The organism is Methylolobus aquaticus (genome assembly GCF_054172105.1).
The window spans coordinates 21,699-43,868 of record NZ_JBSYXP010000017.1 but is presented as its reverse complement, the minus strand read 5'-3'; the positions used below and the strand labels follow the sequence as shown (position 1 = coordinate 43,868).

The following is a 22,170-nucleotide window of genomic DNA, read 5'->3' as shown; positions in this document are numbered from 1 at the left end:
CGTGCCGCGCCCTTTGTACCAGAACGTCCGGGCGAGGCAAAGCGCAACCGGCACGCTCCGGGTCACTGCCCCGGCGACCCGGGTGCCTCGACTGCCCGGACCGGCGCGCGACCGGGAGCGTTCCCTCACAGCCCCCCGAGATACGTGAACTCCAGTATGGATCCGGGATCGTTCAGTGCGCTGCTGCTGCCTCCTCCCGTTGGCCCCGAGGTCGCACCGATGGTATCGGTCAACAGATACAGCCGATCGCCCGTCCTGCTGATGGCTACATCGCGGTAGCGGTTCACGTCGACGAAATAAGGAATACCGTCTCCGACGATGCCGTCGTTCGTTGCGTTCAGCTTGAAGCGATAGAGGCTTCCGTTCTTCAGCGTCGGCACCAGCAGCGAATTGCTCCAGTCCGGGATCGTCGAACCACCATAGAAGTCGATGCTCGACGGCGCAATCGTGGGCCAATACAGCGAGCGGGACTGGGTCAGATCGCACACACTGATCGCGCTGCTCGCGCAATCGGGATACAGCGAACGGAGCGGAGGCTGGAAGTTGGGCAACAACACGCCCGTTTCAGGCTGTCCGGTAATACCCAGCCCCGCCGGATCGATGTTGTCGTCCCAGGCCGGGTTGCAGGCCGACCCGGTTGATGAGTAGTTGTAATACGTGTAGCTCCCGTCCTCAGCAAAACCAGAAATCCGCGGCCAGCCGTAGTTGCGTCCCGCCCGGATCAGGTTGATCTCGTCATCCACCCGCGGCCCGTGCTCGCTGCTGTACAGCTTGCCGCCCGCAACCGGCGCTGGATACCCGTCGACCGGTGCGGTCTGGAATGCCAGACCCTGGGCGTTGCGGTGACCGATCCTGTATACGTGCGAGCGCACGCCCTGGAACACCGGGTTATTGGCCGGCACCGAACCGTTCTGGTTGATGCGCAGAATCTTCCCGCTGTAATCGGCGTAGTCTCCGGCCGCGATCTGGGCGGCCGTGGGCGTGGTTTGCGAGCGGACGCCATGGCATTTGTTCTCGAACTGGTTGCCGCCCAGGTCTCCGACCGTGTAGTAGAGCTTGGCATCGGGCCCGAACACCAGACGCCCGGAACTGTGATCGCTGTTGGCCGGAAGTCCCTGCAGCACCACCTTCGGGTTGCGCAAGCTGGGCGCCGTGCCACCCGAATACCAGTAGCGCACGATGCGCGCCCGGCGGTCGACGACGGGGCCGGGATCGTTATCGTAGACGTAGGCCAGAAAGATGAAATCCTGCCCGACACCCTGCCGGAACTGGGGGTGCAGCGCCAGCCCCATCAGTCCGTCCTGACCGACCTGGGTCACCGTTCCTGCCGGGTTGCGCTTGAGGGTCAGAGCGACATCGGGAATGGTCAGCAACACACGGCGTGCACCGGTCGCCGGGTTGACGCGGGAGACGCGACCGATTCTCTCGGTGACGTACAGGAAATCGTCGGGGCCGTAAACGAGCTCGAACGGATATTCCAGGCGATAGCGCGCGGTCTGGGGCAGCGTATCGAGCTGGTTGATGACCCGCTTGGCCGAGAACACCTCGGCGGCCCGCAAGTCCGGAATAAAGACGCCCGCGCCGATCAGGAGCGGGACAAACAGGCGTTTGAGCATGATCATGGGTAGCACCTCCGGCCGGGAGGCTGATCTCCACCTGCCGGGAGGCTACGCGCATTACTCTGAATTGACCAATCGCATCTCGGTGCGAGTGGCGACGGTCGGCGCACCGGCCGTCCTGGATCGGGCCGACAAGCCCATCCTTGCGATCAGACGCCTGGCGGCGACGATTGGGACAGGCTGGGTGATTCGTGGACCGGCACCACATGGAAGCGATCCGGCACGACGTAGTGATCGATCAACAAGGCGCTGAAGATACCCACCAGATAGACCAGCGAGTAACCGAAGGTGGCCATGGCCACCTTCGCCGTGGGCGACCGCTTGAGGCGGAACGCGTGGTACAGGAAGACGAGGCCGAACCCCAGCGCCGCCAGCAGGTACAACCAGCCCGACATGCCGGTCAGATACGGCAGCAGGCTGACGATCAGCAGCAGGACCGTGTAGAGCAGTACGTGCAACTGGGTGACCTCGACGCCGTGCGTGACCGGCAGCATCGGGATGTTGACCTTCGCGTAGTCGTCCTTCTTGGCGATCGCATACGCCCAGAAGTGCGGCGGGGTCCAGATGAAGATCAGCAGGAAAAGCAGCAGGGAATACGGGTGGATGTTGGCCGTGACCGCGCACCAGCCCAACACCGGGGGTGCCGCGCCGGCCGCGCCGCCGATCACGATGTTCTGCGGCGTGGCCCGCTTCAGGTAGACAGTGTAGATGACCGCATAGCCGATCAGGGACAACAGCGTCAGTACCGCGGTCAGCGAGTTGACCAGCCCGAACAGGATCAGCATCGACAGCACGCCCAGCACGATCGCGAAGACGACGACCTTGCGCGGCGACAACTGGCCCGTGGGCAACGGCCGGTTCTGGGTCCGCTTCATCTCGGCGTCGGCCTCACGGTCGAGCACATGGTTCAGCGCCGCCGCCGAAGCCGCGGCCAGCCCGATGCCCAGCGAGCCCCAGATCAGTGCGGAGAGCGGCGGAAAGCCGGGCACGGCCAGAAACATGCCGATCACTGCGGTGAATACGATGTGCCCCACCACCTTCAGCTTGCAGACGCCAAGGTAAGCCCTCCACGGTAGCGGCCGGGCGACCCCGCCCGTACTTTCGAGTGCCATGGCTTCGTCAGGCCCTTGGGTTACAATGCGGGCGGCCGACCGCCGGCACCGGGTCTCGCGGGGAGGTCATTCGAAGTGGAGAAGTCATCAATGTCGCTGTCCCGAATTGCGCTGTGGTTCGCGGCCATACCGATCGCTGTTCACGGGGCCGAAACGAAGGTTCACGAGTTTCGCCTCGACAACGGCCTCAAGGTCCTGATTCAGGAGGACCACCGCGCTCCCGTGGCGGTTTCGCAGGTCTGGTACAAGGTCGGATCGAGTTACGAATACGGCGGGATCACCGGGGTTTCGCACATGCTCGAACACATGATGTTCAAGGGGACGAAGAAACATCCGGCTGGTGAGTTTTCCCGTATTATTGCAGCAAACGGGGGGAGTGAAAACGCTTTTACCGGTCAGGACTATACAGCCTACTTCCAGACCCTGGAGCGCTCCCGGCTGCCGGTCAGCTTCGAGCTCGAAGCCGACCGGATGCGCAACCTGCAGCTTTCGCCGACTGAATTCACCAAGGAACAGCAGGTCGTCATCGAAGAGCGGCGCATGCGCACCGATGACCAGCCCCACGCGAAAATGGAAGAGCACTTCCAGGCCGTGGCCTTCACCAACAGTCCCTACCAGAATCCGGTGATCGGCTGGCCCGACGACATCGCCGGGCTGACGGTCGCTGACCTCAACGCGTGGTACGGGCTCTGGTACGCGCCGAACAATGCCACGCTGGTCGTCGTCGGCGACGTCGACCCGAAGGCGACCTTCGAACTCGTCAAGCGCCACTTCGGTCCGCTGAAAGCGAGTCAACTGCCCCCGCTGAAGTCCCGCGCCGAAGTCGAGCAGTTCGGGCAGCGCCGGATGACCGCCAAGATCCCGGCCAAGCTGCCGTATCTGGTGCTCGGCTACAAGGTGCCCGCACTGAAGACCCTGGCCGACCCTTCCGAAGCCTACGCGCTCGAAGTCGCCGCGGGCATCCTGGACGGCGGCAACAGCGCCCGTTTTTCGTCCCGACTGATCCGCGGACAACAACTCGCCGCCTCGGCCAGCGCCGGCTACGACTTATATTCGCGCATGAGCACGCTGTTTACGCTGGAAGGCACACCGGTCGAGGGCAAATCGCTGGCCGAACTCGAAACCGCTTTCTATCGGGAAGTGGCGCAACTGCGGGATGAGCCCGTGACTGCCGACGAATTGGCCCGCGTCAAGGCTCAGGTCATGGCCAGCAAGATCTATCAGCGCGACTCGATCTTTTACCAGGCCATGCAATTGGGGCTCGCCGAAACCGTGGGGCTCAGCTGGAAGGTCGTCGACGAGTATGTCGACCGGATCGGCCAGGTCACGCCCGAGCAAATCCAGCAGGTCGCGCGCAAATACCTGACGGAAGACCATTCCACGGTGGCCCACCTCGACCCGCAGCCCTTGCCGGAGGGCGCCCACGTCAGCGACGAGAGCACGGGCAATGGAGGCCACCATGTACGCTAAGATTTTTCGACTGTCCCTCGCGCTGTGCTGGGCGCTGGCCTGCGGCGCCGCTCAGGCCGTACCGGAAATCAAGACCTGGGTCACGACGAACGGCGCGAGAGTCTATTTCGCACAGACCGAGGGCCTGCCGCTGGTCGACATCCGTGTACTGTTCGACGCCGGCAGCGCGCGTGATGGCGACAAGTTTGGCCTGGCAACCCTGACCTCGACGCTGCTCGACAGCGGTGCCGCCGACCTGGATGCCGATGCGATCGCCCAGCGGCTCGAAGGCGTGGGCGCCATCCTGAGCACCGGGGCGTCACGCGACTCGGCTTCGGTTTCCCTGCGCAGTCTGACCCAGCCCGAGCTGCTGCGCACCGCGCTCGCGGTGACCAAGGCGATCCTGCTCCAGCCGCGCTTTGCCGAGCAGGATTTCGAGCGCGACAAGAAGCGAACGCTGCTGGCAATCCAGCAGCGCGAGGAAGGCCCGGACGACGTCGGCGGCATCCTGTTCTTCGAAACGCTGTACGGCAACCACCCCTACGCGCACCCGAAAGAAGGCAATGCCGACACGGTTGCGAAGCTCACGCGCGAGGATCTGGTCGGATTCTTCAAACAACACTACGTCGCGCGCAACGCTCGCGTCATCATCGTGGGCGACCTGAAATGGTCGCAGGCCGAGGGGATTGCCGACGAACTGGTCGGCAGCATGCCGGAAGGCAACGTCCCGCCGACCCTAGCGCCCGTCGAACCCGCACCCACTGGGAAGACGGTACGCCGAAACTTTGCGTCCGAGCAGACGCACGTCTTTGCCGGTCAGATCGGCATGCGTATGGGCGATCCCGACTTCTTCCCCCTATACGTCGGCAACCATATCCTGGGCGGCAGCGGCTTCGCCTCGCGCGTGGTCAAGGAGATCCGCGAGAAGCGGGGCCTGTCCTACAGCGCCTACAGCTATTTCTTCCCGTTTCGACAATCGGGTCCGTTCATGATGGGCCTTCAGACCCGCAACGACCAGGCCGCGCAGGCCATCGAGGTGCTGCAGCAAACCTTGCGCGACTTCATCGCGAAGGGACCGACCGACGAGGAGCTGACGGCCTCCAAGAAAAACATCACCGGCGGCTATGTGCTGAAGCTTGACAGCAACAGCAAGCTCACCGAGCAAATCGCGTCGATTGCATTCTATGACCTGCCGCTGGATTGGCTGAACACCTACATCCCGCGCGTCGAGGCCGTCACCAAGGCCGACATCCAGAGGGTATTCCAGGCGCGCATCCGCCCGGACGCGCTGCAAACGATCGTGGTCGGCGCCGGTCAGCGTGAGCAATGAAGTCCGCATCATCGCCGGCCAGTGGCGGAGCCGCCGGATTCGTTTTCCTTCGGCCGATCAGCTGCGTCCCACGCCCGACCGGGTCCGCGAAACGCTGTTCAACTGGCTGCAGGGTGAAATCGAAGGGTCCCGCTGCCTGGATCTCTACGCCGGCAGCGGTGCGCTGGGATTCGAAGCGGCCTCGCGCGGCGCCGCGCGCATCGTGACCGTGGAACGCGAGGCGCGGGTCTGTGCCGCCCTGCGACAAAGCTGCGCCGCTCTGGGCGCGACGCAGGTCGAGATCATACAGGCCGAAGCCACCCGTTTCCTTGCGGGATCCGGAAGCCCCTTCGACATCGTCTTTCTCGACCCGCCCTATCGGCGCGGACATCTGATCCGCTGCTGCCGGCTGCTCGAAACGCGTGGGTGGCTGGCCGAGCGGGCCTGGATTTATCTGGAAGCCGAAGCCGAATTGCCGATCGAAACGGTATCCGGCTCCTGGCAGGTGCTGCGCAGCCAGAAGTCCGGCGACGTCGGCTACCATCTATGCCAGCGCAGCGTGCAATGACATGGCATGAAGAATACCGCGATCTATCCGGGCACCTTCGACCCGATCACGAACGGACACATCGATCTGCTCGCTCGAGCCAGTCGGATCTTCGACCGCGTGATTCTGGCCATTGCCGAGAGCAAGGCGAAGGGCCCGCTGTTCACGGTGGCGGAGCGGCTGGCGCTGGCCCGCGAGTCCGTTGCGGAACTGTCTAACGTCGATGTGATTAGCTTCGACAACCTGCTGGTCGAATGCGCGCGCACCCACGGCGCCAACGTGATCCTGCGCGGCCTGCGCGCGGTGTCGGACTTCGAGTTCGAGTTCCAGCTCGCCGGCATGAACCGTTACCTGGGCCCCGAGATCGAAACCCTGTTCCTGACCCCGGCCGAGAAGTACGCCTTCGTGTCGTCCTCGGTCATCCGGGAGATCGCCAAGCTGGGGGGTGACGTCTCCGGCTTCGTACCGGACCCGGTACGGATCGCGCTGGCCCGCGTTTTCCAACACCCCTCATCCACCACCACCTGCTGATTCCATGGCGCTGATCATTCACGACGCCTGCATCAACTGCGATGTCTGCGAGCCCGAGTGCCCCAATGGCGCGATTTCCGAGGGACCGGAGATCTACGTGATCGACCCTGACAAGTGCACCGAGTGCGTCGGCCATTTCGACAAACCGCAGTGCATGGAAGTCTGCCCGGTGGATTGCATCACGTTGGATCCGGACCGCGTCGAGGACCGGGAGGCGCTGGAACGAAAGTATCGTCGCTTGGCCGAAAATGCCGTGCAGACCGCATCCGTCCTGGCTGAATCAGGAACTGCTGACCCCATGCGCGTTCCATTCGGATAGAGACACCGCCAGCATCACCCTACGGCCTTCAGTGCAGGTAAGGCCCGTCCTCACCAATTTTCCCCGGCCCGTCCAACACGTAAATGCCTGCCGAATTGGCGCGCACGTGGAAGGAGAGCGTGCCGTCAGGCGCGTGGCTTTCCGCCCCGGTGACGGCATCGCGGTAGAGGCCCGGCCGGACGCCGCCGACGTGTATGCTCTGGTCGCTGCCGATCGCCAGGCCTACCACGGCATAGCTGCCGCCCTCGGCATAGTCCCGTACGAAGCTCATGCCGCTGCCCCACTCCGCAACCTGGGTCATCCGCGCCTTCTGCAGCGCCGGGACGGCCTGCCGGATCCGGTTCAGCCGCTGGATATGCCGGTACAGCGGATGTGACTGCGTCTCGGCCAGGCGATCGTCGGTCAGATGATCCCCGAAATACGCGCGCCCGGTCCGGTCCAACGTGTCGTTGGCTTCCGAGACGTCCTGCGGTGCGCCCTTCATGAACTCGATCTCTTCACCGTAGTACAGGCAGGGAATGCCGCGCGCGGTCCAGATCAGGTTGTAGGCGGCCGCGGCCATCCATTGCTCGCCCTTAAAGCGGTATTTGAAGTCGTTGTCCGGCCCAACGTCGTGGTTCTGCAGGAAGGTCACCATCTGCGTGACGTCGCCGTAGATCCAGTCCATGGTCAGGATCTGCGCGGTGCCCCCATAGGTACCCTTGCTGACGGTATCGCGAAAGGTCGAAAACAGGCCGAAATCGAGCTGCGGAAAGCCGGAATCGCCGCCTGACAGCGGATTTCGCGGATCGTGGCCGAGGCGCGTGTACCACCAGGGCCGGATCTCCGACGGTCCGTTGTCGCCGCCGCCGAGATCGCCCCAGCCGTAGCCCTTGACGAGGTTCTCGCCGAACACGAACAGCCCCGGCTTGTGCGCCTTCCAGGCGTTCACGTATTCGAGCAGGTTGTCCCGCTCGATGTGCTTGACCGTGTCGATGCGCAGCGCATCGACCCCCATGTCGAGATAACGGTTGATCGCGCCGATCACGTAATCCTTGACGTTCTGCCGCCCGGTCGCCAGATCGATGCAGTCGCCGGCCAGATGCTTGTGCTGCAGCGGGTGGGCGCTCTCCCAGTCGCCCCCGCTGATAAACCCCTCCTGGTGATACCAGTCGGGATCGAGCGTGTTGGCATCGATGCCGAAGAAGCGGCACGGGTTGTAGCCAGGCTTGGGCACGGTCTCGCCGGTTCTCGGGTCCACCAGCGGCTCGATACCCTGCGGATCGGTGGCATGCCTTTCCCGGTACCAGTCGGGTGCGACCGGATTGTCGATGTCGTCGCCATTCGGCCAGGCGTAATTGCCGAGATGCCCGCGATAAGGCCCATTGTCGACGCGGCCGGACTCCGAGCCCTGCGGCACGTAGTACTTGATCGGCAGATGGTCGATGTGGACCTGCCCGCGTATGCCCCACTGGCAGGAATGGTTGACCACGACATCCTGGATGACCTTGATGCCCTTGGCATGCGCCGCGTCGATCAGATCCTGATAGGTCGCGCCGGGCGATTCCAGCCGCGGATCGATCCGCGTCCAGTCATAGGCGTGGTAGCCGTGGTAATCCAGACCGGAACGGTTTTCGACCGGCGGCGTGATCCAGATGGCCGTGAAACCGAGGTCGCGGATGTAGTCCAGCCGCTCGATCAGCCCCTTGAAGTCACCGCGCCAGTGCGGGTCCTCCGGCTGCCCGGTCGTGGCATTGAACTTGATGCGGTCGCGGCAGAAGAAGTTGTTGCCGGGATCGCCGTCGTTGAAGCGGGTGGTCAGCAGGAAGTAGATCGTCTCTTCGCGGAAGTCCGTGCGCTCGGAGACGGGCCTTAAGGAAGCCGGCACGGCTCGGGCGTGGCTTGGCCTGGCCTGAGTCACCGCAGCCGGTGCCGTGCCGGCAGCAGGCTCCCGGTCGTGCCAGCGCTGATCGGCCGTCAGCCAGCCGTCCCGGGACCGGTGCAGATCCGCAGTCTGGCGCCCGTGACCGTCATTGAACACGAGATGGGTGACGGGCTCGGTGAACCGATGGACGAACCAGCGTCCGTCGTGCCGCTGCATCGGCAGTCCCGGCCAGACCGTATGCACCGAGCCGGTGGCGTCGTTCCAGAAATGGACGTGGACCGTTTCCGCCCACGCGGCGGGCCTCTCGAAGTAGACGGTAAAGCCGCCCATGCCGACGTCTCCTGCTGTTCCGTTCAAGTTTTCGCGTTCGGCCAGTCTACCGGACACCCGCGACCGGCCGCATCTGCGTGTCGCAAAGGCCACCGACCCGCGCCGTCGCCGGCGTTCCGCTGCCCTGGCAGCTTGCCCCCCGATCCTTCAGACGGCAGGTGATTTCGATCGGTCGTCCCTCGTCCAGCCAGGACGGCGTCTTGCGGTAACGCCCCACGCCGCCGCCGAAGCTGCAGCCGCGGGGTATGCCGTAAGGCGGACAGCCCGCGGACGGTTTCAGATCGACCTTGCGTCCGTCGACGACGAAGCCGGGGTAGCGGTCGACCAGATCGATGACGTCCTCTTCCTCCTGGGCGTCCAGCACGAAGTCGCGGAAGTAGTAGCCTGAGCCGGCGCGTTCGTCCACATGGATACGGGTGTTGGCCAACAAAATGAAATTCGCCCCCCGGTTCGCGACCGCGCCCGAGATGTACTCCATGCGATCGTGCCGCGGAAAACACTTGCCCATCGCGGGCGCATGGTAGTAGTGCTTGACACTCCTCAGTGCGCTCAGCGCATTGTCCGGAAAGACGGCTTCCAGATCCGCATCGGTGCCGAACAGGATCCGTTCGATATCGCCGACGTTCTGCTCGTACATCCCCTGCAGCTTGGCATAGCGCTCTGCGCCGGGCGGCGCCCTGCCGGGCGCCAGATCGTCACGCAGGAAGCAGCTGGTCAGACCCGACACCTGGGTCAGGTACTCGTCCCAGATGTTGTACTGCGATACGTCGGATGAAACCCCCTGGAAATCGCCGGGGCTGCGGCAACCCTGGCCACGCGAGCACGACTCCCGGCCACGGTTGCGGATCGACAGCGCGATGATGTTGCGCTCGCAGCCGCCATAGGCGTTGCAACCTCGGTCCAGGTGCCCTTCGAAGATCGCCGTGCGCATCGTGTAGTCCAGATGCTTAGCCAGTTCGATTGCCGAGGCTGGCCAGCGTCCACGGTTACCCTGAGCGAACACCTCCCACGAACGCTGCAGGGCGTAGCGGCGCCCCATCAGCTCCGCATTGGCGTCCCGGCAGTCGGGGGAGTTGTGAAACGCCCGGACGATCTGGTCCAGTTGACTGCGCCCCGCCGTGGTACTCGCTGGTGGCAGCCGGGCCGGCGGGGGATCGAAGTACGGCGCCTTGTCCAGCGGATAGAGATTACGCACGTCGATGACGCGGTCCATACCCGGCGCGCAGTGATGGTTCTCGACGGTCATCGCGCGGCGCTGCGCCACCGTGCTCTTGAAACGGTCCGTGGCGGCCGCTGTCGCAGTTCGCGCATCGACGACGACATCGAAGCCGACGTAAGGCGTCCCTTTGGCATCGGTCAGCGGCTGCCCGCCCCGCATGACCAGGCACGGGATGACCGACGAACCCTGCGCGAGCCGGCCGGCCGGCAGCCCCGCCCCATCGCGGCCCACGCTGTCCGCGTCGTAATAGGGCACGTCGAGCGGGCCATTGAATTTGTAAAATGTCATCACGGGCGTCGCCGGGACGCCGCCCCAGGCAGTTCCCCAGCCGATCAGGAGGGTCAGCCATAACGGCTTGTTCACGGTCTTCTCCTTGTTGTTCGCTAGCGGCGCAAGACGGGTCGACTCGCCAGGAAACGGCCCATTTTGCCGATAAATCATGGAGCCGGTATCATGGCCCATCGCCGCGCGATAGGCGAGCCCTTCAACGCTCCACGGGCTGCGGTCGGCGCCGCCCAACCCGCGAGCGGAACTGAAGCCGTACGGACCCCGATGGTCCGTCCAGTTCAATCCCGCCCACAGTTTCCCGGAACCCACGATGACCCGGAACCCGAACGCCCTCAGCCATCTCTGCCGGTCGGCGCGAGTGTCCGCACAACGCTTCCTGTCACCCGCTCTGGCACTGACGTCGCTGTTCTTCGTCCCTGCTGCCGTCGCCGCGACGACGGAAACCCTGCGCACCGCAGTGGCCATGCCGAAGGCGAGCCTGGTGGCCGAAGACGGTGGGCGGACGGTGATTGCCCACCAGTCAGAACGGCCGATGATTCCGGCGTCGACGATGAAGATCCTGACTGCACTGGCGTCCATCCAGCGCTGGGGGCTGGACCACCGTTTCCACACGGATTTCTACCGCAGCCAGGACGGCTGGCTTTGGGTCAAAGGGTATGGCGATCCCTACCTGGTATCACAGGAACTGGAAGCCATCGTCGCCGCGCTGAAACAGCATGGGATCCGCTCGGTGGCCGGCATAGGCACCGACGACGGGTTCTTCGGCCCGGATGTGGAGATTAGCGGCCGCTCGGCCAGCAACAATCCCTACGACGCGCCGGTAACCGCCCTGGCGGCCAACTTCAACACCGTTAATGTCGTGCGCGCCGGCGGTGAACTGCACAGCGCGGAACCGCAGACTCCCTTGACGCCGCTGGCTCGGAGCCTGGTCAGCCAGCTGGCACCCAAGGAAAGCCGCATCAACCTGAAGGACCGTGAACTCGGCGTGCGCTACTTCGGCGAATTGCTGGCCGCCAAACTGACCGAAGCCGGCATCGAGGTCGGCAGCGGACTGCGCAACGGCCCGTTGCCGACCGGGGCCGAGCGCGTCCATCGGCATCACAACAGCCGGGATCTCCGCGCCGTGCTGTCGGCCATGCTGAAGTATTCGAACAATTTCATCGCCAACGATCTGTTCCTGCTGCTGGGCGACCGGGGTGACGGACGGCCCGTCAGCATGGCTGGGGCACAGTCCTACGCCGCTGCATGGGCACAGCGCAGCTTCGGTTGGCACGGATTCCATATCGAGGACGGCGCCGGTTTGTCGCGCGAAAACCAACTGAGCGCGCATCAACTGCTGCAGGCGGTGAAGGCCTTCGCCCCTTATCGCAGCTTGCTGCCCGAACACGGCGCCGATGTGCTGGCGAAGACCGGTACGCTGACCGGCGTCAGCTGCTATGCCGGCTTCGTCCATCGCCATGGTCGCTGGGAGCCCTTCAGCCTGATGATCAACCAGCCAGTGGCACCCGACTTCCGGCACCGCGTGGCCGACGCGCTGGCGCATTCGGAAGACTTGTCGCAGGTCTGCGCCGGCGCATCCTGCTGATTCCACGCCTCTGCTATCATCCGGCCATCTTCTGCGGCGGCGCCGGCGCGTGGCCGCGGACACACTTCACGAACCGACGAACACACGCTGAGGATTCACCCAATGAGCACGATTCCGTCCGATCTGAAATATGCCAAGACTCACGAGTGGGTGCAGGCCAGCGAGCCCGACGCCGCCAAGGTCGGCATCTCCGACCACGCCCAGGAGCAGCTCGGCGACGTCGTCTACGTCGAACTCCCCGAGGTCGGTCGCCAGGTGCGCGCCGGAGAGGCGTGCGCGGTCGTCGAGTCGGTCAAGGCCGCCTCCGATATCTACAGTCCGGTTAGCGGCGAGATCGTCGCCGTCAATGCCGCCCTCGGCGATGCGCCGGAACAGATCAATCAGGACGCTTATGGCGCGTGGTTGTTCAGCGTCAAATGCACGGACACCGCCGAACTGGACGCACTGCTGGATGCCGCGGGTTACCAGGCACTGGCCGAAGGCGCTGCCTGACAGCGCTCTCCCCGCCCCCCGTGCTCTCCCGCGCGCGGGCTACCGTCACACGCTTGCAATCAGGCCCCGTTATTCTCGTCGGAACGAATGTCCGCTCGGCGCGGCCGCCGGCTAGCCACGGCCGCTGACGCGTAACTATTCACCCAGCCTTTGCTCTTAGTGGGAGCGGGCCGGGAGGGAAAGACCGTCTGCGGGAGGGAACCGGCAGTCGAGCCTCCAGGGACGGATTCACGGCGTGTCTCGACCTCCCGGCCCGCTCCCGCGACGGGGACGTGAAAAGTTAACGCTGACGCCTGCCATCCGGCCATCCCGGAACGCTTCGGCCGGCGCAGACGCGTCGGGCTCTTCTCCGATTCTTCACTCTTCCAGGACAGCGAACGATGGCGGGACAAAACCTGCGGGGCATCGCGCGGATGTACGCGGCATTCTTCAATTCCATGGCCGGGTTCAAGGCCACCTGGCAGCACGAGGAGGCGTTTCGCCAGGAATGCCTGCTGTTTCTCGTCGGGGTACCCCTCGGTCTATGGCTGGGCCAGGACGGCATCGAACGCAGCCTGCTGGTCGGCGTTCTGTTCATCGTGATCATCGTCGAATTGCTGAATACCGCGGTCGAGGTGACCGTCGACCGGATCAGCTTCGATCGTCACGAACTGTCCGCGCGCGCTAAAGACATCGGCTCGGCCGCCGTGTTAACCTCGCTGGCTTTGGCCAGCGTGGTCTGGCTGCTGATTCTGCTCGATTGAGGAATTGCAAATGACGGCGATCATCTGTGGGTCGATGGCCTACGACACCATCATGGTCTTTCAGGACCGGTTCAAGAACCACATCCTGCCGGAGCAGGTCCACATCCTGAACGTGTCATTCCTGGTCCCGCAAATGCGCCGCGAATACGGGGGCTGCGCCGGCAATATCGCCTACAACCTCAAACTGCTTGGCGCCCACCCGCTGCCGATGGCGACGGTCGGCAAGGACTTCCAGCCCTACACACAATGGCTGTCGTACTGCGGCATCGACCAGACCTACATCCGCGTCGTCGAAGACACCTACACCGCGCAGGCGTACATCACGACCGACATGGATGACAACCAGATCACGGCGTTCCATCCCGGCGCGATGTCGCACTCGCACCTGAATACGATCCCTACCGACAAGGGAATCCGCCTCGGCATCGTCGCCCCCGACGGCAAGGACGGCATGCTGCAACATGCGGCGCAATTCGCTGCCGCCGGCATCCCGTTCATCTTCGATCCTGGCCAGGGCATGCCCATGTTCGATGGCAAAGAACTGCTCGAATTCATCGATTCGGCGCAGTGGGTCACGGTGAACGACTACGAAGCGGAACTGATGCAGGACCGCACCGGGCTGACACCGGAACAGATCGCGGCGCGCGTCGATGCGCTTATTGTCACGAAGGGCGCCAGCGGCTCGCTGATCTATACCGGCGGCTCGGTGCTGCAGATTCCCAGCGCGCAGCCCAAAGATGTGCTCGATCCCACCGGATGCGGCGACGCCTACCGCGCTGGATTGATTTTTGGTCTGCTCGAAGGGCTCGATTGGGAAATCACGGGGCGTGTCGCCTCACTGATGGGCGCCATCAAGATCGAGACCTACGGGACCCAGAACCACAGCCTGACGATGACCGGCTTCCGCGAGCGCTTCCGCGAAAACTTCGACATGGAGTTCTGAGCCGAACCGGTCATGGAGCAAACGCGCCGCCTCCTCGAGATCATGGCCCGGCTTCGGGATGCCGAGCGGGGTTGCCCCTGGGATCTGGAGCAGACCTTCTCGAGTCTTGCGCCGTATACGCTGGAAGAGGCCTACGAGGTCGTCGATGCCCTGCATCGCGAGGACTTCGACGACTTGCGAGAGGAATTGGGCGACCTGCTGCTACAGATCGTCTTTCATTCCCAACTCGCCAAGGAACAGAACCTGTTCGATTTCGAGGCCGTTGCGGCCGCTATCGGAGCCAAACTGGTCCGGCGGCATCCTCATGTGTTCGAGGGCGTCGATTTCGCCGACGATGCCGAGCGCCTGCGCTACTGGGAAGACTCGAAGCGCCTCGAACGCGAAAAAAAAGGTAAGGAAGCCGAAAGGGCCAGCATCCTGGACGGCATCGCGACCAGCTTCCCGGCGCTGATGGAAGCGCAAAAGCTGCAGCAACGCGCCGAGCGTTACGGCTTCGACTGGCCGGACGCCGAACCGGTGTTCGCAAAGGTTGAAGAAGAATTGGCAGAATTGCGTCAGGCGCACGCCGACGCCAATCCGGAGCGGATCAAGGACGAGGTGGGCGACCTGCTGTTCGCCGTCGTCAATCTCGCCCGGAAGCTCGACATCGACGCCGAAACGGCGTTGAAATCGGGGAGCCGCAAGTTTACCCGGCGGTTTCGCTACATCGAGGAGCAACTGGCCGCGCAGGGCCGCAGCCTGGAGGAGGCCTCGCTCGACACGCTGGACGGCCTGTGGGATGAGGCGAAGCGCCGGGAAGGTTGAGACCGGGAGATCGTCCGCACTGCATCCGCACGCACCCGGCGGCCGGGGCTGCGCAGCCCTGAAGAGAAATCGGGGGCTGGAGTCCCGGCCGTTACCGCCTTACGCGACATGGGGGTCATGCCCTAGGAATGCCGCAGTTCCTTGTCTCGATAGTGGACGTCGACCCAGCAGCGGGGCAGCGTCTCGCCGGAGGGGAACAGCAGGTCGCCCTTGGGAAATTTCTCGGCGTCCTGAATTTCCTCGCCGTAGTGGAGTCGCCCGACGACATGCGGATGCGTCGGATTGAACAGATCGACCAGTCCGAGGACTTCGATCAGATGACCATCGCTTTTGCGTTTCAGGTACATGGCGTCGATCCTCTTGGCTAAACGTTCTTGTTGGGCCCCTTGGCGATCGGGGTCCCGGGTTGACGTGAGCGCACAGGAGCGGTGCGGAATTCACTGTCAACCTCGATCCACTTTACATCCGAGCCGCATTCACCTACAAGATGCGACAATAGTTGCAGAGCCGGCGGAACACCGCTGCCAGAATCGGGAATCCCACCATGTACGAACATCTTGAAACCGCGCAAAACCCGGAGAATCTTCGCCGCGTCGTGATCGATCCGGTCACGCGCGTCGAGGGCCACGGCAAGGTCACACTGCTGATGAACGAGCAGAACCGCGTCGAGCAGGCGCGGCTGCATATCGTCGAATTCCGTGGCTTCGAGCGCTTCATCCAGGGCCGGCCCTACTGGGAGCTGCCGGTACTCGTGCAGCGCCTCTGCGGCATCTGTCCGGTCAGCCACCATCTGGCTGCCGCCAAGGCAGTCGACCAACTCGTCGGCGTCGATCAGCTCACCCCGACCGCGGAGAAGCTGCGGCGCCTGATGCACCTGGGTCAGACACTGCAATCCCACGCCCTGCATTTCTTCCACCTGGCGACCCCCGATCTGCTGTTCGGCTTCGAGAGCGACGCGGCGCGCCGCAACATCGTCGCCGTGCTACAAGCCTACCCCGAGGTCGGGCTGGAAGGCGTGCGAATGCGCAAATACGGTCAGGAAGTCATCCGGATGATCTCCGGCAAACGCGTCCACGGCAGCGCCGCGATACCGGGCGGCATGAACAAGCCGTTGAGCGTCGCCGATCGCGATTACCTGCTGGAAGACATCGACGCCGTGACCAACTGGGCGCAGAAAGCGGTCGATTTGATCAAGGGGGTCTTCCTGTCGTCGGAGGAGTACCACCAGCATTTCGCGTTCATCCGGACCAACTTCATGAGCCTGTCGCGGGCCGACGGCGCTCTGGAGCTGTATCACGGCGGGCTCCGCGCCCGCGATCAGTTCGGCAACACGATCTTCGATCACGTCGACTATCGGAACTACACGGACTATCTGCGCGAGGAAGTCAGACCCTGGTCCTACATGAAGTTCCCGTACATCGTCTCACTCGGCAAGCAGGACGGCTGGTACCGGGTCGGCCCGCTGGCGCGCGTCAACAACTGCGATTTCATCTCGACGCCGCTCGCCGAAGAAGCCCGACAGGCTTTCCTCGCCTACGGCGCCGGCTCGCCGGTGCACGGTTCCCTGGCCTTCCACTGGGCGCGCATGATCGAAGCGCTGCATTCGGCCGAGGAGATCAAGAACCTGCTGCTCGACCCCGAGATCCTCGGCACCGACCTCGTGACCAAGGGCGAGCGGCGGTCCGAGGGCGTGGGTGTCATCGAGGCCCCGCGCGGCACCCTGTTCCATCACTACCGGATCAATGACGACGACCTGGTCGTCAAGGCCAACCTGATCGTCTCGACCACCAACAACAACCAGGCCATGAACGAGTCGATCCGTTCGGTGGCGGACCGCTATTTCGATGGCCGGGAGTTGACCGAAGGCTTGCTGAACAATATCGAAGTCGCGATCCGCGCCTATGACCCGTGCCTGTCCTGCGCGACCCACGCGCTCGGCAAGATGCCGCTGCAGATCGAACTGATTGACGCGACCGGTACACCCGTGGACTGCCTGACCAAGGATTCCAGCGGCGCCATCCAGCGCGCCTGACGCGCCGCCCCTACGCGTTCCACGGCCGCCGTGGAACGCGCCTCGCCCCGATGTCGATGATCGCTGCCGCTATCCAAGCCCCTGTTCTCGTCTTCGGTTATGGCAACCCGAGCCGGGGAGACGATGCGCTGGCACCGCTCCTCCTGCAGGCGCTCCGGTCGGACGACAGGCTCGCGGGAGCGTCCGATCAGGTCGAATTCCTGACTGACTTCCAGTTGCAGGTCGAGCACGCGCTCGACCTTGCGGAGCGCAGTGTCGTGCTCTTTGCCGACGCACACGTCAGCTGCCCCGCGCCGTTCACATTCACCCGCCTCTCGGAGGCTCGCGACGACAGCTACACCACCCATGCGATGAGCCCCGCGGCGGTGCTGCACGTTTATCGGCAAGTGTGCGGTCGGGCACCTCCCCCGTGCTACCTGCTCAGTATTCGGGGACAGCAGTTCGAGTTGGGGGAACCCCTCGGCGATGAAGCGCGCGACCACCTCGAAGCGGCAGTCGCGTTTGCAAGGGATCTGCTGTCCGACACGACGCCCGCTCGCTGGCAGACACTGGCCGGCAGCGGTTGAGAATCGCGGCTGGATGCGCCGCGCCCCTGATCTGCGTGACATCGAAGGACGCGCTCACCACGTCCGTCCCCGCCCCCGCACTCGCATCGTGCTCTCTGACTATACCGGACATCGCGTAGCGGTGCAGGCCAAGAACCCCGCACTACGACTTCCGAGCGGTCAGCATCGTACGGGGGCGCTAAGTCCCTACAACAACACAGCGTGCCCGGGCCGCCCACAACCTAGCGCGATCGAGTAAGCTGACTTCAATCATCGACGCATTTCGCGGTAGGTCAAACATCCGACTCTTGTATTCGGATCAATCTCCAGGCTCGACCTCCTCCAGAGATTATGGACTGCAACGGACACCATGATCACCGAGATTTTCCATCCGCCATCGAGTTGAATTATAGACAGTTAAATTCACCTTAAAACATGCGGCAACCAGGAAACCTTCGCGCCTATTTGACCACATAATTCCTGTGCCATAATCCCATTTCACTACCCACTGTTTACTAAGAAATAGTTCTTTCTTCATACGCAACTGCACCTATTGACCGCACCTACCACCGGGAACAAACTTTCGCCCGAATCCTGGATATACGGATTCCAGGATGACCTCGGAGGCGAACGGGACAAGTATCAGGAAAGCGGGATAAAGCCCGACTCGATACCTACCGTTTGATCAACAGTAGCAGGCTATATGAGGCAGTTGTTATGAACAAGACTATGTTGTTTGCGATCGCAGCGACCGTTTCCGCCAATACCTGGGCGGGCACGGACCATTTGATCGTCAAGTACGAAAAGGAGTGGAAAGGCGGTGCGGTCGCGCACTGCGCATCAGGTGCTTACTCGTTGGCCAATGCCGATGAGCAGACTTGGGGCGGCCCATGGGGATCACCGCAGGCGGAGGCCTATGCCAACGCATGGGCGGCGGCGTTGGCACTGGTCAAGGTCCAGGCTAAAGCCGAAGCGGATTTCGCGATCTATCGGAACGTGCCGAAAGGGCTCGTCAAGAACGTGAACTTCAATGGGGCTATCAGTTCCAGCACGATGACGCTGGCCCTGGCTGAGGGTACGGCAGAGGCGGTCGGGTTGGGCGATTCCGCTTCTTACGCTGTGAGCGTCAAGGGAAACCCCTGGTATCCGAAAGCGAAGGCAGTCGGCACTGGCTACGCGGAAAGTGAATCTGCTGCAACGGGCAGCGCAGCGGCCGGTTCCATCGCCGGATCCCTGACCCAAGCGCTAAGCAACGTCTCGGTGAACAGCTTCGGCATCAGGCAGTTCAAAACCGGCTTGTTTATGGGTAACCATACTTACGCCGCTAGCACAGCGGAAGCCGAAGCCTTCGCCACGGCGCTGGCCAAGACGTTTGCTGCCGCCATGACGTATTACCGCGTCTATGGGGACAAGCACGTCGACGTGTCGGCTGACTATGACTTGGCAGCGGCCGACGCCCTGGCGAATGCCTTTGCTGCCGCTTTGGCAAAAGGCAGCATCTATGTCACCTTGAAGGCGGAATACAACATGGGTGGATTCGGCCACAAAAAGGGCTACAAGACCGAGCAATTCAACCTGTCGGGCGACGCAGACGTGAAGCTCGCTTGCGCCACGGTGGCTAAGACCGACGCTTTCGCCATCGCCGGAGTCGAAGAGGGTCCGACGAAGTCCGAGGAAGTCGGAGAGTATTAGCATCGCTCTGAAGCAGCGGGGCATTGGGAATTTCGAACGGAATCGAGGACCTCAGCGAAGGATTCGCGTTATTGCGACATAGGCGTCCGAAACTCCCAGTCCCGCTGTAACCTGGGCCGCAGCGTATAGCGAAGCGGCCCATTTTTTCCTACCAATAAGCTGCCATACCCGCATGGGCAGTCAAGGCAGCTCAATCCATCACCAAAAACCGGTTGGTTGTTTTCCAAGATCGACCTGTTCGGCGCCCTGTATGTCATACAGCGCATCACTTCCTCAGCCTTGCAACGACATCCCCCCTAATGCCAAGTCAGGGGAGCGGCTAGCTCCTTTTGTTGCTGGGTGTCCGCTTCGAGTGGCCTTCCGTTCGTTGCCGTCACGAGGCCAAGGATGACGAATTCAGGTCTCAACCTGCTCCCGTGCCGAAGGCATGACCAGCGTGACGGGCCGCGTTTCCGGTTTCGGCGAAACCAACGTATGAACCTGACTCACCCTGGTCGGACCCAAAGTCTGTGCCGTCGGGGCATCGCCCAACGTTCTTGGCGAACGCTGGCGGGCCGGCCTTCGAGACACAACCGGGTTTCGCCTCGCCTCTTCGGCCGTCCGCCGGGTAACGGGATCATTCCATAAGAACAACATTCACGTGAAACCGAGAGGGGTAACGAAAAATGATCGGCTCGAAAGCCTATTGGGCGGAGTTAGTGGGTACGTTCTGGTTGGTATTCGGTGGCTGCGGCAGTGCGGTACTCTCGGCGAGTTTTTCCCCAGGTGGGATCGGTCTGCTCGGTGTTGCTTTCGCCTTCGGCCTCACCGTTCTTACGATGGCCTATGCGATTGGACATATCTCCGGATGCCACTTGAACCCGGCGGTGTCCATCGGCCTCTGGGTTGCAGGACGCTTTCACCGCAAACATTTACCCCAATACATCGCCGCACAAGTGAGCGGCGCGATTCTCGGCGCCATGTTGCTGTTCGGCATCGCCAGTGGGACGCCCGGTTTCGATCCGGCTAGCGGTTTCGCTTCCAATGGATTCGGCGAGCACTCCCCCGGCGGCTACAGCCTGGGCGCAGTGCTGATGTGCGAAGGCGTCCTGACCTTCATGTTCCTGATGGTCATTCTCGGCGCAACCGACCGTCGCGCGCCTGCCGGCTTCGCACCGATCGCGATCGGCCTCGGGCTGACGCTGATCCACCTGATCGCCATCCCCGTCGACAACCTGTCAGTCAATCCTGCCCGCAGCACCGGTCCTGCGCTGATCGTCGGGGACTGGGCTGTCAGGCAGCTTTGGGCTTTTTGGGTGGCGCCGATCACCGGAGCAATTGTGGCCGGCACCGTCTACCGAAAGGTCTTCGACGCGGACTCTCATCGGATTTAGCGCAGGCTCCGGGAAGAAAAGGGCCTTCGAGTGGACCCCAGAAAAATGTCCAGTTTCAACGAATGATCTGAGGAGGATCGGGGATGTCGACGAATCTGTTGGAAACCATGGCCGCCGCCTTCAGCAATGAGATCGTAGAGCAAGCGTCGCCGCTTCTCGGGGAATCGGAAAGCGGCACGGAATCCGCTCTCGGAATGCTGTTGCCCGCATTGCTGGGGGGGGTTGCGACGCATGGATCAACACCCGATGGCGCATCAGCTTTGCTCAACACACTGTCGGGACCGGACATAGACAGTTATCTGCCGCACAAGCTAACCGAGTTGTTCTCGGGAGGCGAGCGCACCGACGCTCTGCTGGCACTGGGTCCCCGTCTCGCCGGACCTGCATTCGGCGAAGAGCTGGCCCCCTTGCTCGACACGGTGACAACGCTGAGCGGAATCAGGGCATCTTCCGTCTCTACGCTTCTTTACATGGTCACCCCTCTCATCTTTGGATACCTGAAGAAGCTCGTCAGCGAACTCGGGTTGGACGCGACAGGCCTGGCGCACTTGCTCGAGGATCAGAAGGAACACCTGACGGGTAAAGTCGATGCCCAACTTGCCGGCCCCCTCGGACTGGATCCCCGGTTCATCAATTCACCGTTGGCAGACCCGCAAGCAGCCGCTCGTGAGACCCAGGCGACCGCCGTTCGCGGCGCGGCTAATACCTCATCACCCTTATCCAGACCGTGGCCCTGGCTCGCGTTGTTGGCCGCATTGGTGGCCGCTAGCACTTTGTTTCGAGACGGCCGTGGCCCCGAAGTGGCAGGTTCGGACCCGATGCAGGGGGCGAGTGACACTCCAGCTGAAACCCTTCCGGATCAGGAACCGTTGCCTGCCAGAATCTACTTCGAGGTGGGCAGTGCTGCGATCGATGACACAGCTCAACAGACGATATCCAATGCCATATTCGCTATTCGGACGCAGTCGCTGAGCGTGACCGTCACGGGCTATACGGATCGGACCGGCAACGCCGCCGAAAACATCGAGTTGGCGAAACAGCGCGCGTCGGCCGTTCAGGCCGCGTTGATTCGCGCGGGCGTTGCTGAAGAACAGATTCAGATGAAGCCGCCGCTGTCGCTTGGAACGACGGGTAGCGGTTCGGATGAGGAAGCCCGGCGGGTTGATATTTCACCGGTGGATTGAAGTCAAAAAGCCCGTCGCGAGGATGTACCCCGCGGCGAGGGCTTTGCGATCGCGACTCATGGAATGTCGCCCCGCTCCGGCAAAGCCCGCTCGGTGTGTTGGCAAGAGTCCATAAGGAAAGGCCTGGGGCGAATCGCAATGGACAAGGCGGGGGGCTGCACTGCGCTTTGGGGCCCATCCGGTCACCGCG

At 63.0% G+C, this 22,170-nt stretch carries 19 protein-coding genes and 1 pseudogene; 15 read left to right on the top strand and 5 right to left on the bottom strand.

Translation table 11 applies throughout. The features are described from left to right. Positions 1-125 precede the first annotated feature (125 nt). Positions 126-1,622, bottom strand: coding sequence for a PQQ-dependent sugar dehydrogenase (locus ACW73L_RS18725; protein WP_498924099.1), 1,497 nt, complete (start codon positions 1,620-1,622; stop codon positions 126-128). 218 nt (positions 1,623-1,840) lie between these two features. Further along, positions 1,841-2,731, bottom strand: a pseudogene (gene cyoE, locus ACW73L_RS18720) (heme o synthase); the annotation flags it as partial. Positions 2,732-2,821: 90 nt separating this feature from the next. Here cyoE and ACW73L_RS18715 point away from each other — a divergent pair. From ACW73L_RS18715 to ACW73L_RS18695, 5 genes are read left to right on the top strand one after another with little or no spacing between them, the layout of a single operon-like run. After that, a complete protein-coding gene (locus tag ACW73L_RS18715) occupies positions 2,822-4,201 on the top strand; it encodes a M16 family metallopeptidase (RefSeq protein WP_498924098.1) in 1,380 nt (459 codons plus the stop codon). Continuing rightward, positions 4,191-5,510, top strand: a complete 1,320-nt coding sequence (locus ACW73L_RS18710) for a M16 family metallopeptidase (RefSeq protein WP_498924097.1) — start codon at positions 4,191-4,193, stop codon at positions 5,508-5,510. The genes ACW73L_RS18715 and ACW73L_RS18710 overlap by 11 nt, the downstream gene beginning before the upstream one ends. Then, positions 5,500-6,057: a 16S rRNA (guanine(966)-N(2))-methyltransferase RsmD gene (rsmD, locus tag ACW73L_RS18705; RefSeq protein ID WP_498924096.1), complete on the top strand. Its 558-nt coding sequence runs from the start codon at positions 5,500-5,502 to the stop codon at positions 6,055-6,057. The genes ACW73L_RS18710 and rsmD overlap by 11 nt, the downstream gene beginning before the upstream one ends. Before the next feature lie 6 nt (positions 6,058-6,063). After that, positions 6,064-6,567, top strand: a complete 504-nt coding sequence (gene coaD, locus ACW73L_RS18700; protein ID WP_498924095.1) for a pantetheine-phosphate adenylyltransferase — start codon at positions 6,064-6,066, stop codon at positions 6,565-6,567. A gap of 4 nt (positions 6,568-6,571) precedes the next feature. Further along, on the top strand, positions 6,572-6,886 hold the full coding sequence (locus ACW73L_RS18695) for a YfhL family 4Fe-4S dicluster ferredoxin (RefSeq protein ID WP_498924094.1): 315 nt from the start codon (positions 6,572-6,574) through the stop codon (positions 6,884-6,886). 28 nt (positions 6,887-6,914) lie between these two features. Here ACW73L_RS18695 and ACW73L_RS18690 read toward each other — a convergent pair whose 3' ends face one another. Then, on the bottom strand, positions 6,915-9,080 hold the full coding sequence (locus tag ACW73L_RS18690; RefSeq protein WP_498924093.1) for an alpha-amylase family glycosyl hydrolase: 2,166 nt from the start codon (positions 9,078-9,080) through the stop codon (positions 6,915-6,917). A 46-nt stretch (positions 9,081-9,126) separates the two neighbouring features. Beyond that, positions 9,127-10,662, bottom strand: coding sequence for a hypothetical protein (locus tag ACW73L_RS18685; RefSeq protein WP_498924092.1), 1,536 nt, complete (start codon positions 10,660-10,662; stop codon positions 9,127-9,129). Between the two features lie 235 nt (positions 10,663-10,897). On the opposite strand from ACW73L_RS18685, the gene ACW73L_RS18680 reads away from it, so the two are divergent. From ACW73L_RS18680 to mazG, 5 genes are all read left to right on the top strand, one after another. Beyond that, entirely contained in the window at positions 10,898-12,172 is a 1,275-nt protein-coding gene (locus ACW73L_RS18680; protein ID WP_498924091.1) for a D-alanyl-D-alanine carboxypeptidase/D-alanyl-D-alanine-endopeptidase, read from the top strand. A gap of 102 nt (positions 12,173-12,274) precedes the next feature. Then, positions 12,275-12,664: a glycine cleavage system protein GcvH gene (gene gcvH, locus ACW73L_RS18675; protein WP_498924090.1), complete on the top strand. Its 390-nt coding sequence runs from the start codon at positions 12,275-12,277 to the stop codon at positions 12,662-12,664. A 380-nt stretch (positions 12,665-13,044) separates the two neighbouring features. Continuing rightward, complete coding sequence (locus ACW73L_RS18670) at positions 13,045-13,407, top strand: diacylglycerol kinase (RefSeq protein ID WP_498924089.1); 363 nt, start codon at positions 13,045-13,047, stop codon at positions 13,405-13,407. Positions 13,408-13,417: 10 nt separating this feature from the next. Then, the gene (locus ACW73L_RS18665) at positions 13,418-14,350 is read left to right on the top strand and encodes a carbohydrate kinase family protein (RefSeq protein WP_498924088.1); all 933 of its coding nucleotides are present in this window, start codon (positions 13,418-13,420) and stop codon (positions 14,348-14,350) included. A 12-nt stretch (positions 14,351-14,362) separates the two neighbouring features. Beyond that, on the top strand, positions 14,363-15,154 hold the full coding sequence (gene mazG, locus ACW73L_RS18660; protein ID WP_498924087.1) for a nucleoside triphosphate pyrophosphohydrolase: 792 nt from the start codon (positions 14,363-14,365) through the stop codon (positions 15,152-15,154). A 122-nt stretch (positions 15,155-15,276) separates the two neighbouring features. Here mazG and ACW73L_RS18655 read toward each other — a convergent pair whose 3' ends face one another. Further along, positions 15,277-15,501, bottom strand: a complete 225-nt coding sequence (locus tag ACW73L_RS18655) for an acetyltransferase (RefSeq protein ID WP_498924086.1) — start codon at positions 15,499-15,501, stop codon at positions 15,277-15,279. A 197-nt stretch (positions 15,502-15,698) separates the two neighbouring features. On the opposite strand from ACW73L_RS18655, the gene ACW73L_RS18650 reads away from it, so the two are divergent. From ACW73L_RS18650 to ACW73L_RS18630, 5 genes are all read left to right on the top strand, one after another. Further along, positions 15,699-17,186 (top strand): Ni/Fe hydrogenase subunit alpha, encoded by a 1,488-nt coding sequence (locus ACW73L_RS18650; protein WP_498924085.1) that lies wholly within the window; start codon positions 15,699-15,701, stop codon positions 17,184-17,186. 50 nt (positions 17,187-17,236) lie between these two features. Further along, positions 17,237-17,752 carry a hydrogenase maturation protease gene (locus tag ACW73L_RS18645; RefSeq protein ID WP_498924084.1) on the top strand — a complete coding sequence of 172 codons (516 nt, stop codon included), beginning with the start codon at positions 17,237-17,239 and terminating at the stop codon, positions 17,750-17,752. A gap of 660 nt (positions 17,753-18,412) precedes the next feature. Further along, a complete protein-coding gene (locus tag ACW73L_RS18640) occupies positions 18,413-19,423 on the top strand; it encodes a hypothetical protein (protein ID WP_498924083.1) in 1,011 nt (336 codons plus the stop codon). Between the two features lie 665 nt (positions 19,424-20,088). After that, a complete protein-coding gene (gene aqpZ / locus ACW73L_RS18635; RefSeq protein WP_498924082.1) occupies positions 20,089-20,796 on the top strand; it encodes an aquaporin Z in 708 nt (235 codons plus the stop codon). An 83-nt stretch (positions 20,797-20,879) separates the two neighbouring features. Continuing rightward, on the top strand, positions 20,880-21,980 hold the full coding sequence (locus ACW73L_RS18630; protein ID WP_498924081.1) for a DUF937 domain-containing protein: 1,101 nt from the start codon (positions 20,880-20,882) through the stop codon (positions 21,978-21,980). Positions 21,981-22,170: the final 190 nt, after the last annotated feature.

Excerpts from the sequence above, each read along its gene's own strand:
- ACW73L_RS18670 (WP_498924089.1), top strand. The coding sequence starts at position 13,045 with ATGGCGGGACAAAACCTGCGGGGCATCGCGCGGATGTACGCGGCATTC.
- ACW73L_RS18650 (WP_498924085.1), top strand. The coding sequence starts at position 15,699 with ATGTACGAACATCTTGAAACCGCGCAAAACCCGGAGAATCTTCGCCGC.
- gcvH (WP_498924090.1), top strand. The coding sequence starts at position 12,275 with ATGAGCACGATTCCGTCCGATCTGAAATATGCCAAGACTCACGAGTGG.
- ACW73L_RS18655 (WP_498924086.1), bottom strand. The coding sequence starts at position 15,501 with ATGTACCTGAAACGCAAAAGCGATGGTCATCTGATCGAAGTCCTCGGA.
- ACW73L_RS18715 (WP_498924098.1), top strand. The coding sequence starts at position 2,822 with ATGTCGCTGTCCCGAATTGCGCTGTGGTTCGCGGCCATACCGATCGCT.
- ACW73L_RS18680 (WP_498924091.1), top strand. The coding sequence starts at position 10,898 with ATGACCCGGAACCCGAACGCCCTCAGCCATCTCTGCCGGTCGGCGCGA.
- ACW73L_RS18630 (WP_498924081.1), top strand. The coding sequence starts at position 20,880 with ATGTCGACGAATCTGTTGGAAACCATGGCCGCCGCCTTCAGCAATGAG.
- aqpZ (WP_498924082.1), top strand. The coding sequence starts at position 20,089 with ATGATCGGCTCGAAAGCCTATTGGGCGGAGTTAGTGGGTACGTTCTGG.
- ACW73L_RS18710 (WP_498924097.1), top strand. The coding sequence starts at position 4,191 with ATGTACGCTAAGATTTTTCGACTGTCCCTCGCGCTGTGCTGGGCGCTG.
- coaD (WP_498924095.1), top strand. The coding sequence starts at position 6,064 with ATGAAGAATACCGCGATCTATCCGGGCACCTTCGACCCGATCACGAAC.
- ACW73L_RS18690 (WP_498924093.1), bottom strand. The coding sequence starts at position 9,080 with ATGGGCGGCTTTACCGTCTACTTCGAGAGGCCCGCCGCGTGGGCGGAA.
- ACW73L_RS18665 (WP_498924088.1), top strand. The coding sequence starts at position 13,418 with ATGACGGCGATCATCTGTGGGTCGATGGCCTACGACACCATCATGGTC.
- mazG (WP_498924087.1), top strand. The coding sequence starts at position 14,363 with ATGGAGCAAACGCGCCGCCTCCTCGAGATCATGGCCCGGCTTCGGGAT.
- ACW73L_RS18725 (WP_498924099.1), bottom strand. The coding sequence starts at position 1,622 with ATGATCATGCTCAAACGCCTGTTTGTCCCGCTCCTGATCGGCGCGGGC.
- ACW73L_RS18645 (WP_498924084.1), top strand. The coding sequence starts at position 17,237 with ATGTCGATGATCGCTGCCGCTATCCAAGCCCCTGTTCTCGTCTTCGGT.
- ACW73L_RS18695 (WP_498924094.1), top strand. The coding sequence starts at position 6,572 with ATGGCGCTGATCATTCACGACGCCTGCATCAACTGCGATGTCTGCGAG.